The sequence below is a fragment of the Limnohabitans sp. DM1 genome, from assembly GCF_001269385.1.
Taxonomy (GTDB): domain Bacteria; phylum Pseudomonadota; class Gammaproteobacteria; order Burkholderiales; family Burkholderiaceae_C; genus Limnohabitans_A.
In genome coordinates this window covers 154762-168311 of sequence record NZ_CXOO01000026.1, presented here as the reverse complement: position 1 = coordinate 168311, position 13550 = coordinate 154762, and the positions used below count along the sequence as shown (strand labels likewise).

Annotated in this window: 16 protein-coding genes and 1 tRNA gene; 9 read left to right on the top strand and 8 right to left on the bottom strand. The window is 55.8% G+C overall.

Annotated elements, in window-relative coordinates:
- The first annotated feature begins 29 nt into the window (after positions 1-29).
- Entirely contained in the window at positions 30-1037 is a 1008-nt protein-coding gene (locus tag AMM33_RS10695) for an aldo/keto reductase (RefSeq protein ID WP_090141150.1), read from the top strand.
- Positions 1038-1264: 227 nt separating this feature from the next.
- On the opposite strand, the gene maiA is transcribed toward AMM33_RS10695, so the two are convergent.
- From maiA to AMM33_RS10675, 4 genes are all read right to left on the bottom strand, one after another.
- A complete protein-coding gene (gene maiA, locus AMM33_RS10690) occupies positions 1265-1900 on the bottom strand; it encodes a maleylacetoacetate isomerase (protein WP_090141148.1) in 636 nt (211 codons plus the stop codon).
- Between the two features lie 86 nt (positions 1901-1986).
- Positions 1987-2688 (bottom strand): fumarylacetoacetate hydrolase family protein, encoded by a 702-nt coding sequence (locus AMM33_RS10685; RefSeq protein WP_090141323.1) that lies wholly within the window; start codon positions 2686-2688, stop codon positions 1987-1989.
- 112 nt (positions 2689-2800) lie between these two features.
- Positions 2801-3838, bottom strand: a complete 1038-nt coding sequence (locus AMM33_RS10680; protein ID WP_090141146.1) for a cupin domain-containing protein — start codon at positions 3836-3838, stop codon at positions 2801-2803.
- 18 nt (positions 3839-3856) lie between these two features.
- Positions 3857-5068, bottom strand: coding sequence for a 3-hydroxybenzoate 6-monooxygenase (locus AMM33_RS10675; RefSeq protein WP_090141144.1), 1212 nt, complete (start codon positions 5066-5068; stop codon positions 3857-3859).
- Positions 5069-5219: 151 nt separating this feature from the next.
- On the opposite strand from AMM33_RS10675, the gene AMM33_RS10670 reads away from it, so the two are divergent.
- From AMM33_RS10670 to AMM33_RS10640, 7 genes are all read left to right on the top strand, one after another.
- Complete coding sequence (locus AMM33_RS10670) at positions 5220-5666, top strand: MerR family transcriptional regulator (RefSeq protein ID WP_090141141.1); 447 nt, start codon at positions 5220-5222, stop codon at positions 5664-5666.
- 33 nt (positions 5667-5699) lie between these two features.
- Positions 5700-5776 (top strand) — tRNA-Pro (locus AMM33_RS10665).
- Positions 5777-6166: 390 nt separating this feature from the next.
- Positions 6167-6592 carry a hypothetical protein gene (locus AMM33_RS10655; RefSeq protein ID WP_090141138.1) on the top strand — a complete coding sequence of 142 codons (426 nt, stop codon included), beginning with the start codon at positions 6167-6169 and terminating at the stop codon, positions 6590-6592.
- A complete protein-coding gene (locus tag AMM33_RS10650) occupies positions 6589-7011 on the top strand; it encodes a hypothetical protein (RefSeq protein ID WP_090141136.1) in 423 nt (140 codons plus the stop codon). The genes AMM33_RS10655 and AMM33_RS10650 overlap by 4 nt, the downstream gene beginning before the upstream one ends.
- A 32-nt stretch (positions 7012-7043) precedes the next feature.
- The gene (locus AMM33_RS10645; RefSeq protein WP_090141134.1) at positions 7044-7487 is read left to right on the top strand and encodes a hypothetical protein; all 444 of its coding nucleotides are present in this window, start codon (positions 7044-7046) and stop codon (positions 7485-7487) included.
- Positions 7471-7755 carry a hypothetical protein gene (locus tag AMM33_RS21950; RefSeq protein WP_194945383.1) on the top strand — a complete coding sequence of 95 codons (285 nt, stop codon included), beginning with the start codon at positions 7471-7473 and terminating at the stop codon, positions 7753-7755. Before AMM33_RS10645 ends, AMM33_RS21950 begins: the two co-directional genes overlap by 17 nt.
- A 47-nt stretch (positions 7756-7802) precedes the next feature.
- Complete coding sequence (locus AMM33_RS10640; protein WP_090141132.1) at positions 7803-8042, top strand: hypothetical protein; 240 nt, start codon at positions 7803-7805, stop codon at positions 8040-8042.
- Between the two features lie 99 nt (positions 8043-8141).
- Here AMM33_RS10640 and AMM33_RS10635 read toward each other — a convergent pair whose 3' ends face one another.
- From AMM33_RS10635 to AMM33_RS22725, 3 genes are read right to left on the bottom strand one after another with little or no spacing between them, the layout of a single operon-like run.
- Entirely contained in the window at positions 8142-9257 is a 1116-nt protein-coding gene (locus AMM33_RS10635) for a plasmid recombination protein (RefSeq protein WP_090141130.1), read from the bottom strand.
- Positions 9254-9571, bottom strand: a complete 318-nt coding sequence (locus tag AMM33_RS10630; protein ID WP_090141128.1) for a hypothetical protein — start codon at positions 9569-9571, stop codon at positions 9254-9256. The genes AMM33_RS10635 and AMM33_RS10630 overlap by 4 nt, the downstream gene beginning before the upstream one ends.
- 14 nt (positions 9572-9585) lie before the next feature.
- Positions 9586-9795, bottom strand: a complete 210-nt coding sequence (locus AMM33_RS22725) for a helix-turn-helix transcriptional regulator (protein WP_090141126.1) — start codon at positions 9793-9795, stop codon at positions 9586-9588.
- A gap of 399 nt (positions 9796-10194) precedes the next feature.
- Between AMM33_RS22725 and AMM33_RS10620 the strand changes: the two genes are divergently transcribed.
- Complete coding sequence (locus tag AMM33_RS10620) at positions 10195-11556, top strand: IS1380 family transposase (protein ID WP_090141125.1); 1362 nt, start codon at positions 10195-10197, stop codon at positions 11554-11556.
- 223 nt (positions 11557-11779) lie between these two features.
- On the opposite strand, the gene AMM33_RS10615 is transcribed toward AMM33_RS10620, so the two are convergent.
- Positions 11780-13111, bottom strand: a complete 1332-nt coding sequence (locus AMM33_RS10615) for a tyrosine-type recombinase/integrase (RefSeq protein WP_090141124.1) — start codon at positions 13109-13111, stop codon at positions 11780-11782.
- Positions 13112-13550: the final 439 nt, after the last annotated feature.

Here is a 13550-nt window from a genome sequence, read left to right as displayed (position 1 = left end):
CGTGCGCATGGAGCGTCTAAGATGGCGGGATGAAAAATCGACACATTGCCTCTTTCCAAGTCAGTGCCATCGGCCTGGGCTGCATGAACCTGAGCCACGCTTATGGTGCCCCTGTCTCGGCCGAGCAGGCTGAGCGCGTCTTGCTTACGGCGCTCGACCAGGGCGTGACCTTTTTTGACACCGCTGCCCTGTATGGCTTTGGCGCCAATGAAACCTTGCTGGGCAAGGTGTTGAAGGCCCACCGCCAAAAGTTCACATTGGCCAGCAAATGCGGCATGCAGGGCGTGGACCCGGGTGACGGCAAACTGGTGCGGGTGATCGATGGCCGTCCGGAATCGATCAAAAAGACCTGTGAAGACGCCCTGCGTCGGCTGCAGACGGACGTGATTGACTTGTATTACCTGCACCGCTGGGACAAAAAGGTGCCGATTGAAGACAGTGTGGGCGCCTTGAGCGACCTGGTCCGTCAGGGCAAGATTCAAGCCATTGGCCTGTCAGAGGTGTCAGCCCATACACTGCGCAAAGCGCATGCCGTACACCCCATTGCGGCCGTGCAGACTGAATACTCGCTGTGGACGCGCAATCCCGAAATCGCGCTCTTGAAAGCTTGCCGTGAACTGGGCGCCGCCTTTGTGGCGTTCAGCCCGGTGGCCCGTGGTTTTTTGTGTGGCGAGCCGATTGACATCGAACGTCTGGACGCCAAGGACATCCGCCGCAGCATGCCGCGTTTTGCCCCGGAAAACTTCGCGGCCAATCAGAAGCTGCTGCCCGCCTACCACGCCCTGGCACGGGAAGCCGCTTGCAGCCCTGCCCAGCTGGCGCTGGCCTGGCTGTTGCACAAGGCGGACCACATCATCCCCATCCCCGGCACCACATCCGTGGCACATTTGTGCGATGACTTGGGGGCGGTGGATGTGAACTTGGACGCGGGTTTGTTGATGCGCCTGGAGGCATTGATCAACCAGAACACGGTGGCGGGTAACCGATACAACGCGCAGGCCAACAGCGAGGTGGATACCGAGGTGTTTGGCGTCTAGCGTTCAGTGTTCAGGGTTCAGGGTTCAGGGTTCAGGGTTCAGGGTTCAGGGTTCAGCGTATTGCGCACTCACCTGAGCATCAACGCTCAAGGCTAGACGCTCAAGGTTCAAGGCTCAACGCCCAACGCCCAACGCCCAACGCCCAACGCCCAACGCCCAACGCCCAACGCCCAACGCTCAACGCTCAACGCTCAACGCTCAACGCTTAACCTAAAGCGCCCAACCATTCATGCGTCAGGCTGGGCCATGGGTGCAGCCTGTTTGAACGCGTCCAGTTCGCCGCAGGCCTTGTCGATGGCGCTGATCAGGGGCCAGCGCGCCAGATCCACCTTGAAGCGGCGGGCGCTTTCCACTTGCGGGATCAAATACACATCGGCCAGCGTGGGGGTGTCGCCAAAGCTGAAACGGCCGCGCGTCTTGTCAGCAGCAATCAGCGTTTCGTAGGCGTCAAAACCCTCGCTGATCCATGTGCCGCACCAGGCGTTGATGGCGTCTTCGTTGGCCCCAAACTGCTGGCGCAAGGTTTGCAAAATGCGGCGGTTGTTGATCGGGTGGATGTCGCAACCCACCATCGCCGCCAGTGCCCGCACATGCGCACGGGCGTCAGCACCCGCAGGCAACAGCGCCGGCGTGGGGTATTTTTCTTCCAGCCACTCGATGATGGCGGGCGACTGGATCAGTACCTGCTCGCCGGTGTCGAGCGCGGGCACCAAGCCTTGCGGGTTGATGGCCTTGAACGCTTCGTTTTGCTGCTCGTCCACCCGCAGGTCTACCGCCACATAGTCGGTGGCTATGCCTTTGAGGTTGAGCGCAATGCGCAGTCGGTGCGAGGTGCCGCTTCTGAAAAAACTGTAGAGCTTCATGGAATTCTCCTGGTGGGTGATGGTGAGTCAGCGTGGCTGTCCATGCGGGGTGATGGATGTTCGAGCTTGCCAGATGGGTCGTCTATTTATTCTGCTGCGCCAATCGTCAGCGCCACTTCTGCCACGCCTTCCACACGGCCCGTTATCTTGTCGCCGGGCAGCACTGCGCCCACACCCTCTGGCGTTCCGGTGTAGATCAGGTCGCCGGGCTGCAGGTGGTAATAGGTGGACAGGTCGGCAATGATTTCGCGGATATTCCAGATCAGTTTGTCCACATCGGACGACTGCTTGGTGGCACCGTTGACTTCCAGCGCAATCGCGCCGCGCTCGATCACCACGCCGGGCATGGGCACGATCTCGGAGCAGACCGAGCCTTGCTCGATGTCCTTGCCGGTGTCCCAGGGGCGGCCTTTGTCTCGTGCCACCAACTGGAGGTCGCGGCGGGTCATGTCCAAACCTGCGGCGTAGCCGTAAACCAGCTCATGCGCTTGGGCTTCGCTCACGCGGAAACCTGCTTTGCCGATGGCAAGCACCAGCTCCATCTCGAAGTGGTAGTTGCTGGTGCGCGGTGGGTAGGCCACGGCCTGGCCGCTTTCCACCAGGGTCTGCGGCGACTTGGTGAAGTAGAAGGCTTGCTCGACGCGCTTGTCGACGGGACGGCCCATTTCGACAGCGTGTGCGTGGTAATTGCGGCCCACGCAGAAGATGCGGTTGACGGGGAAGCGCTCGGTTTTGCCGCGGATGAGCAGGGATTGGACCGCAGTGGGATTGAAGAGGTAAGTGGTCATGGGGTCATTCAGAGGGTGAAAGGTTTTTTTGTAGGAGCCAGCCTGCTGGCGATTCAAGCGCTTGCGGCCCGCAGACCATCGCTTGCAGGCAAGCTCCTACAAATGCTGGGCATCAGCCTCGGTTCTCGTACACACCCAACTTGCGGTGCAGCGGTGATTCGTCGGCGATGAACACGAACGCAGGCTGGTTGGCGTTCAGGTTGCTCAGCGTCACGGCTTCATAGCCGGGCGCGCAGCAGGTGTCGGCTTCGGCCAGGGTGAAGGTGCTGGCAACGATTTGCGCATGCACCGCGCCTTCAATCACATGGAAGATCTGCGCGGGCGAGCGCGCTGGCAAGCGCAGGGTTTGGGCGGGGCGCAGCATCAGGGCGTAAAAGCCCAGGATGTTTTCCGCATCGCCACCCGTCTCGGGGTTGGTGTATGTGACTTGCACTTGCTCCAAACCGGTATCGTCAGAGGCCAGCGATTCGAGCGCGGCCTTGGCGTCTTTCCAGGCGTAGCGCAGCATGGGATAAGCCTTCTTGCTGCGCTCAAACACATGTGAGGGCACCACACCACCTCGGGCGTATTGCTTGTCACCTTGGCCGGGCACCACGGTCTGGCGGTCGCCGTTGATGTGGTAGCTGGCCTCCATGTAATAGACCAGCGGCAGGTCCAGCACGTCGAGCCAGATGACGGGCTCGGTGCCGTCGTGGCCGTGCTCGTGCCACAGGCCTGTGGGCGTCAGGATCAAGTCACCCCGGCTCATGGGGCATTTCGCGCCGTCCACCGTGGTCCAGGCACCTTCGCCTTCCACCACCATGCGCACCGCGTTGGGCGTGTGGCGGTGGCTGGGAGCCCACTCGCCGGGCATGAGCAGTTGCATGCCCAAGTACATGGCCGCGCTGGCCTGCATTTTGTCGAGGCCGTGGCCGGGGTTGGCCAGCACCAGCACGCGGCGTTCGGCTTTTTCAATCGGGGTCAGCCCGCCCGCTTTGAGCAAGAGCGGCTTGATGTCTTTGTAAGCCCAGCAAGTTGGCTGGGTCTGGCGGGTGGGCACTTTGGGGGGCAGCACGCCGCGCAGACTGGGCCACAGGGGCACCAGGTTCACGTTGCGCAGGTCCTGCACATAGTCTGGGGGCAGGTCTTCGATTCGGCCGAGGTCGTTCATTTTTTGTCTTCGTTCTATTCAGTTGTGCTGTGCGGCGTCGAGGCAGTTGCCCACGTTCCAGCCGTACAGCCATGCCATCGCATCATAAAAGCGCTCGGGGCTGCGGCCACGCCACAGGTCGTTGCGCACCAGGCGCTCGACGCCCTTGGCGTGGTAGATGCGGCCCATCTCTCGGCTCGACAGCACAATGCGGGCCGTGCGGGCCACACGGGCGCGTTGGTACATGTCCAAAGCCTTGGGCCAGTCGTTGTGGTGTGTGCGCAGGGCTTCGCCCAGTGTCACGGCGTCTTCCATGGCCATGCAGGCGCCTTGGGCCATGTACTGCGTGGTGGGGTGGGCGGCGTCGCCCAGCAAGGTCACGCGGCCATAAGTCCACTGGCCAATCGGCTCGCGGTCGGCGGTGGCCCAGCGTTTCCAAGTCTTGGGCAGGTCGATCAATTGGCGGGCTTTGGGGCAAATGCCCTGGAAGTAGCTTTGCACTTCTTCTTTGCTGCCGTCTTTGACGCCCCATTCTTCTTGCTCGCGGCTGTGGAATGTCACGACCACGTTGTATTGCTCGCCACCACGCAGTGGGTAGTGCACCAGGTGGCAGTTGGGGCCGACCCAAATGGCTGCGGCGTTCCATTGCAGGTCGGCTGGAAAATCCTTTTTGTCAACCACAGCGCGGTAAACCACATGGCCCGTGACGCGGGCTGGGTCGCCCACAAACTGCTCGCGCACCACCGATTTGACGCCGTCGGCCCCGATCAGGGCGCAGCCTTGGAAAGCTTTGCCGTTTTGGTCCCACACGGTCAAGCTGTGCTCGCCTTGCTCGATGCGCACCACGCGGGTGCTGGTGTGAAATTGCACTTGCCCGGTTTCTTGCGCTGCTTCGAGCAAGGACAAATGCACATCGGCCCGGTGGATCACCGCATAAGGGTTGCCAAAACGCTGGCGAAATTTTTCATCCGTGGGGATCTTGCCGACTTGGTACTCGTCGAGCGCGTCATGCATCACCATGAAGTCGGTGTAAACGGCGCGGCCACGGGCTTTGTCACCGACGCCCAATGCGTCAAATGCATGAAACCCGTTCGGTCCAATTTGGATGCCCGCGCCGATCTCGCCGATTTCAGGGGCTTGTTCCAGCACGGTGACGGCAAAGCCTTGACGCACCAGAGCCAAAGCGGCTGCCAAGCCGCCGATGCCGCCGCCTGCGACGAGGACGGGTGGGTGATAAGTGTGCGTACTCATGGGGTGTCCTACCAAGTCAGTCAGGTTTAATTGTAAGCATGCATATTAAATCAGGCCTCAGCAATAACCCGCAATTACATGCACAGGGTGCAGACTCGGAACATCAAGTTGCAGTAAGCTACAAGGTTCCTTCAGTAACTTGTTGTCATTCATGGACAGTTCACTTCCACCCATTCCAGCCAAGCGCTACTTCACCATCGGTGAAGTGGGTGAGTTGTGTGGGGTCAAGCCGCATGTGCTTCGCTATTGGGAGCAGGAGTTCACCCAATTACGGCCTGTCAAACGCCGTGGCAACCGGCGTTATTACCAGCACCACGAAGTGTTGATGATCCGGCGTATTCGTGATTTGCTCTATGACCAGGGTTTCACCATCAGCGGTGCGCGCAACAAACTACAGGAGCAGGTGCAGGCGGATCGCTTGATGATGCCCCCTGAGCTGATGCAGCCGCAGCCCGCAGACCAACTGGTGCCATCGTTCAAGGAGTCCATGACAACTGGCTTTCCTTCCTTTGAGTCATTCCCCTTGAACAAGAACCGAGCGGACTACCCGGCCATCCGCCATGAACTTTTCGAAATTCGCACTTTGCTAACTCTTTGAGGCCGGCTTTTCAGTCTATAATTTGAAGCTTGTCGGCGTGTAGCGCAGCCTGGTAGCGCACTTGCATGGGGTGCAAGGGGTCGCGAGTTCGAATCCCGCCACGCCGACCATTTATTCGTAATGAAATCAACGGGTTACAGCTCACAAGGCTGTGACCCGTTTTTCTTTCCGGATCTGAACCCTCAAATTGCCCCCCTGATTGCCCCCCTATTTACGTTTCCTAGGCGACCCAGCAACCGCCCTTGCTGAAGATGTTTGCTGTGGACAAGATAACGCTGCAACTTTTTGTCAACAAAAAGTTACCTATTGGCAACGCAACGTTATCTAATACTTTATAGTTCAACAAAAAAGTAAGTACCCAACTTTGACCGTTAGACGTAAACACGGCCCGGTACTTCAGAAGTTGCTTTTTCATTTGCATTTTGGATCTTTGATACGACCACGGGCGGTCGGTTCAAAAAGTACCTTCAAGACGGCAACCAATAAAACATGGAAAGTCAGTGAAACGTATCGCGACCCTCGGGCTCTCAGTAATCGCAACTGTGACAAATGCTGGTATTGCAGAAGAAATTGCAGACAAGAACAAACCTTACCTGCCACAAAAGATTGACGGCATGACCACGCTTGTAAACGTTGGAGCAAAAAACAACGCTGTGTATTTCATCTTCAAGGTCAATACTCCCGCTGACAACGGAGCTAACAACAAAGCTATCGGTGATGGACTTAAGGGACTGATGACTGAAGAGCTGTGCAACGGCAAGGTAAGCAGTTGGTTTGCTTCAGGGTTGATCGGATACCACGCCGGGTACTTTTCCAAAGATGACAAATTGATGTTTAACTTCAGCATCACAAAAAACGATTGCGCTCATCCACCCGCTGGCACCACAGAAAATATCAAACGCCTGATGGAAGGGAAAACGAAATGAGCATGAAATATGAACATGCAAGACTTGGGGGCGAAATGAAACGTGTCGTATCAGTAGTAGTCATTGCTCTCGCATCATTTGCTACTTTGTCATACGCAGGCGTGGCGGACGATGTAGAAAAAGCAGTCAAGCCATATCTTCCAAAAAAACTCGACTTCATGACCACGCTATTGAGCGTTAAAGCGAAAGGGGACGAGCTTTGGTACACCTACGGTGTAGACGTATCAACTCACAGCGAGGCGAAGAAAAAAATCTTTGCAGAGGGCATGAAAAGTCTAATGGTTGAAGAACTTTGCAAGGGCCAGATGAGCGGTTTGTTTCCTGCTGGGCTTCGCTATCTCCGGGCCGTGTATTTTGCAAAAGATGGCACGATGCTCTTCGGTTATGCGATCTCAAAGGATGACTGTAAGCCGCAGTGAAACGGCCCAACGAATTGAGTGGAATTACATTGATGAAATACATCTCAGCCCTCGTAATGGCAATGTTTACAACCCTATCGCATGCTGGTGTTGCGCAAGAAATGGCGGAGGCACTAAAAGCAAAATTACCCAAGCGCATCGATAGTATGACAACTGCTATCTCAGCGGACAGCCACAACAACGAAGTTTTTTATGTCTACAAGATCGATTCACCTCATTCGTCCAGAGCCAACTACCCCAAGGTTATATCTGGCTTGAAAGAATTGATGGCCTCAGAACTGTGTGACGGCAAAATGAGTGGCCTCTTTCCCTCAGGGCTGAAGGGGCTTAACTCACTGTACCTGACCTTAGATAACAAAGTGATGGGGTCATATCGCATCACCGAACTGGATTGCAAACCGCCACAAGCACCAGAGACATTAATTCAGCGCTTTAATAGAGAAATTGGGAAAAATCAAAATGATTTATCAAAATGAAAATTCTTTGCAGAACAAATCCGCAGAACAGTCAACCAGCGATTTTTTAGCGATGAATCGGATCAAACGCAGTGCTGTGATATCGCTCTTGGCAATGACGTTTTCTGGTGCGGTCTTTGCCATGATGGCCACACATACTGGGCGCATGGAATACGCAACCTCCGTTACAGGTCAGCAAATCGTAAAGTGCGAGTACACAACGGGCTTTGACAAATTTTGGGTGACCATTCGAGGTGGCTTTTGCCCAGCGACCATCGAGGTCGAATAAGTTACACCACGAGAAAAACCACCCTGAGTCGATACATTGCTCGATCTATGAAGAAATTATTGATCCACTTGGCGATAGCTTTGAATAGCGTAGCAGTTCAGGCGCAAATTGATCGCGCTGGAAACATCTTGGATGATGGAGATTCTGGGCTATCTGGTCCGGCAATCTTGTTTATGGTTCTGAGCGGTCTGGTATTGCATTTTGCTGGTGAGCGAGCGCTGTTCAAAATGTGGGGCGGTTTTTTTCTTATCGCAGCGATCATCGGGCTCACTCGAAAATTTTCGTAGCATTTGGGCTTGATCGCTAAATTCAATGTTGCGCCGAGCCTAAGACGAAGATGAATGATCTGATTCCTTCATCCCCGTCCTTGCTCACATAGTTCAGGACTAGCCGTGGGCTCCATGAAGTGCCTCCCTCACCCAGTGATCAGCTTCGGCTTTCGCTGATTTTCGTGCTGGTATTTGGGGATAGAAATCGCCAGTGTCCGGGTCGTAGCTACCAGCTGGAAAATCACACTCACGAATCCTAACGATCTGGCCCAACTCAGCCGCTTGCCGTCCAGGCTGTTCGGCTTCATGCTGTTTCGTATTCACCGTCCCCCCCATTGTGCTTTGAGGTGCTGGCGCTTCTGGTGCCTTGCTCTGTTGTTTGGAAATCGATTCCCTACAGTGACCTAGGGTTTGCAAATCGGCACCCCCTGAAACCCTATAGGGCTTTCCAGTTTGAAACCCTATAGGTTTTTCTTTTCGCGGCCCCTTGCCATTGCCAGTGAAAATCTGCCTCATGGTCTTCGCGGGTTTGTTTGGGGTCACGGTAATGGTGATGCCCAGCGCCAGCGCATAGGGCTGGGGGTCACGCTCCACGCTGTCACGTATGACCGCCCACGCAGCCGACTTTGCCACTGGGTCTTGACGCAGCCTGTCCAGTACCTGCCGGGTGATCTGTGCTTTATTGTTGCCGCTCAGTCGCGCCCTTGGTTTGCTGAATCCAAACCCCGCCGCCACAGCGTTGTAAAAGTTGGTTTGTAGTTCGCTCAGCTTTCGTTTGTTGCCGACCGCATCGGACCCACGTAAGCGGCCCTCAAACAATGGGACAAGCAAAACATGGGCATGGTCTTGGGCTTCATCGCGGTGAATGTCCACGCTCACGATGTTGTCCATGCCTCCAAACTGTGCGCCAGCCCATTGGGCGGAGGCAGTGAAATAAGTAGTCACGTCATGCGTGTGATCTGTCGGCAAACTGAAAACCAACTCCACGCCCATGACCCCATTTTTCCGGTCCTTGGTGATACCTGCTGCCATCATCTTGGCTTTGGCCAGTTTGGCGACTTCATCGGCTGTTGACGGCCCCATGAGAGTGATGTTCAGGTGTGAGCGAGTCACGTCAATTGGTCCTGATGCGCCCAACTCAGCCTGAATGACACGCCTGTTATGGCGTGCCGCCTTGCCTATGATGCCGCTGCCTGTCAGCTTTTTCAGCTTCAGAAAAGCGGCCCCGCTCATGTTGTGCGCTCCAGCTTCACCAGTAGGTCACGCGCTCGTTTGATGTTGTCAGGATGCGGGTCTATGCGGTATCTGCAAACCCTTGTCATTTCCGCGCCTTGCTTGCAAGGGACCGACTCATGCTCGCGGGCAATCAGAATGCCATGCCCGTTCTGCAAGGTGCTGACGGTGCTGTGCAAACAATGGTCGTGATGCCGCTCAGCTTCAAATCTGTTCAGGCTTAACCCCTGCAAAAACAATTGAAGGATGGTTGCGAGTTTGCTGGTTTTGGGCGTGGCTATTCCTGACCCGAAGGTCATAGTGCTGGTATTCATGTTTACGCCCCTGTTTAGATCGTGGGTGAGGAATCAATGCGCGATTGAATCCACTCGTTAACAGTTGCTTCGGGCCATGCCACGCGCCGACCGCTGATCTTCACGGGGGCGGGAAAGTCACCACGGGCGATCATGGCGTACAGACTTGAACGGCTCAGTGTGGTTCGTTCTTGAACTTTACTTCTGCCCAAAAGGGCGGCTGGGGGTTGAATCGCTTCATTCATTTTGTTGATCCTTCATTGGATTACCATTTCCCACAGGATGCAAAACGACCTACAATGAACCCACGCTTAGGAGGCGGGTTCGAGATCATCTTGAATCGGAAAGGGAGCCATGTCAGTGGTTCCCTTTCTTTTTTCTGTGAACTTAACGGGACTTTTGTAGAGTCCCGTGGCAATCATAGAGGTCAATTTTGGGCTGTAAATAGACGGCCAACCCGTTGATCGCGCTACGCCAAACGATTGGTTCACAGACCAACAAATATTTATTGTTTAGCCCTACTCAAAATATGGTCTTTCTGAGGACCCTGAATCCGTGAGTTGAGCTCTGAGATAGTGACGTTTCCCCATTGAAATCAAGCGCTTAGTCATCAGGTACTCTTCACCCCGCAGGTGATCCTTCCCATGACCGATTTCATTATCAAGAAACTCCCCTACGACCTCAGCTCCCATGCCGGTCTGGCCCTTGTCGGTCAATATCTCAAGCGCATCAACTTCAGCGCCCTCGTCGACCCCAAATTCCCCGTTCGCTCGGGCGTTGCCAACAGCTGCATCTTGCGCTCCTACCTGGGCTTGCTGTGCCTGGGCAAGAACGATTTCGACACCATCGAAGGCTTTCGCACCGATGCCTTTTTCAAGCGCTCGCTGGGCCTGCAAACCGTGCCTTCGAGCCCCACGCTGCGCCAGCGCATGAATGCCCATGCAGCCAACTGGTTTGATCTGGCAATGCAGCTCAATACCGCGCTGCTGAGTGGCCGCATCAACGGCAAGCCGATTGACTTCGGACAGCTGCCCTGCGGCTACACGCCGCTGGACATCGACACTTTTGCCATGGACAACAGCGGCACCAGCAAAGAGCTGGTGGGGCGCACCTACGCGGGGGTTGATGGCTATTGCCCTTTGGCCGCCTATCTGGGCACTGAGGGCTATTGTCTGGAGCTGGCTTTGCGCCCTGGCACCCAGCACTCGGCCAACGAGAGCGAGTACAACCTTGAGCGCGTCTTGCCCATGGCAGCGAGCTTGGTGGACACCCCTTTGTTGGTGCGCGCCGATTCGGGCTTTTGTTCGCTCAAGCTGATGCAAGCCATCACCGCGCAAGCCAATGAGCGCAAGCACGCGATGGCTTTCATCATCAAGTGGAACCCGCGCACCACACCCGTGGAGGCCATCGCCGCCAAAAGGAGCGCAGACCCCACGGTGCAATGGTGCCTGGAGCGCGAAGGCAAGCGCTTTTGCGTGTGGCAAGAGGCGCTGGAACTCGAGCGAGTGGGCTCTGAGAAATGCCCTGCGCGGCGCATTTATCGATTGACTGAGCGCACCATCAACAAGCACGGCCAGCCTCTGCTCTTGCCCGAGTACGTGCTGGAGGGCTGGACGACCACGTTGGATGCCAGCTTCAAGCCCCTGCAAGTGATAGAGCTGTACTGTGATCACGCCACGCATGAGCAGTTTCATTCGGAGTTCAAGAGTGACATGGATTTGGAGCGTTTGCCCTCGGGCAAATTCGACACCAACTATTTGGTGTGCCAGTTGGCTGCGGTGGCGATGAATTTGCTGCGCTTGATTGGCCAGCACACGTTGAACGAGCCGGGCTCGCCGGTGCGCCACAAGGCCAAGAGAAGGCGCATCAAAACGGTGCTCCAGGAGTTGATGGGCAAGGCCGCACGCATGATCAGCCATGCCGGTCAGCTGGTGCTGGGCTTGGGGCGCAACGATGGGGCGTTTGAGGTGTTTGCGCTGCATTACGGGCAGTTGCGGGGCGCGTAGCCGGGTCGTTACCGGCAACACCATGGAGGGGTCAGAAAACGCAGCTGCATGAAAGCGGCGGGGATGGGTGCAAGCCAAATTTGAAGATGCATCCCATGGCAGTCGAGAGCGGGCGAAAACACGCGCGAAAACAGCTCGGGATATTGATTGAAATGCGCGTGTCACGAAGAAAGTGGCGGTGTTTGGGGAAAATCAGAACAGGAGAATCTGATTTATTGCCGGGTCACGGATTCAGGAGGACTACAACGTTATCAAGCTTGTTGGTCAACAAGATTAAGCGATCTCCCAATCGCTTCCACGCTTCGCGCATAGGGGCTTCATATTGCGCCCGTTGATAGATGCGCTTTACTTTGGTTTGTTCGGTGTGGTTCAGGCATCGCTCGATCACGTCAGGCAAAACGCCCAATTCAGCCATGAGGGTGGCCCCGGTGCGCCTGAGGTCGTGCGGTCGCCATTGCCCGCCTGACAGCGCCAGCGAATCGGTCTGCTTGCTGCGGCCGCTCATGGGATCATCATCGCCGCGCTGCCTGTCTGCCACCTGCTTGGTGACGGTTTTGGGGCAAACCGGGCCGTTCAACCTCGATGCTGGGAAAACCCATTCTGTCAGTCCGGTGTGCTGGCGCAGGGCTTCGAATTGCTTCAGGGCCAGGTCATTGAGGTTGACCGTGTGCCGCTTGCCGTTCTTGGTCTCAGGCAGTGTCCAGATGCGCCGCTCAAAATCAACATGCTCCCACCGTGCGCCCAAGACTTCACCGATGCGGGTGATGGTTGCAAGCTGGATGGTCAGGGCGCATTGGGATGACGCCACCAAACCCGATTCAGGTAGGCGATTGAAAAACTCGATCAGTTCAGCCTCAGACAAAACCCGATCACGCTCCACGCTGCCGCCGATCTTGTGCTTTTTGATTCGTGCGGTCGGGTCGGCCTCGATGTGGTCGCGATCCAATGCAAAGCCGAAAAGCTGGCGCAGGTCGCTGAATACCCGCTCGGTCATGCGTTTGACGCCACGGGCCAACATGGTGTCAATGATTCGCTGAATGTGCGCCTTGGTCACGTCAGCCGCTGCCACGTCACCAATGAGCGGGAAAACGTCAGCCTCAAATGCTCTGAGCGCCTCACTTCCTCCATCTTGGCGCTTCTTCAGGTCTGTGCTTTGCCATAACTCAAACAAGCCCCGGACGGTCATTCTGGCGTCTTTGGCCGCGAGTTCTTGCAGGCGGGTGATCTGAGTTTGCTTGGCCTCGATCTGGTCGGCCTGTTGTTTCAGGCGGTCGGCTTCTTTTTCGGCAAGCGGGTCTATGCCATCTTTGAGTTTTCCCTTGAGCGCATCGCGTTCATCGCGCAGGGCTTTGAGTGTCATTCGTGGCCATGTGCCAATGCGTACCTGTCGGACTTTGCCCCCGAAGTTGTAACGCCACTCAAAATCAACTGATACAGCCTCAGGATCGTTTTTGACCGCCCGGACGATGCCAAACATGCGGTCACCGTCTGCCAGTCGTTTGCCGTGGTCTGAGTGCTTAAGGGCTTCCAGTGCTTTGGTGGTGATCTTTGCCATGTGTTTGAGGCATGGGGAAATTGCCCCCCTGATTGCCCCCCTGTTTTTACAGGCTCTCAGTGTATCTTGATGGAATCAGATGGACAATATTTTTCGGCTTTAGCTTTATAAGTCATTGATTTTAAATGATTATTTTTAAAGTTTTGGTTGATGTATGAGGCAATACAAAAAATACAAAACTTGCATGGGGTGCAAGGGGTAGCGAGTTCGAATCCCGCCACGCCGACCATTTATTCCTAATTAAATCAACGGGTTACGCCTCACAAGGGCGTGACCCGTTTTTCTTTCCGGGAATGCCCCCTCAAATTGCCCCCTGATTGCCCCTTAATTTCCACGGCACATTCCACTGCATTTATTGGCAATCAGCCACACTTTTAGCCACACCGCCGAAAAGCAACAAGTTGGGTCTGATGAAGGCCATCCACGCCAGCTCATCGTT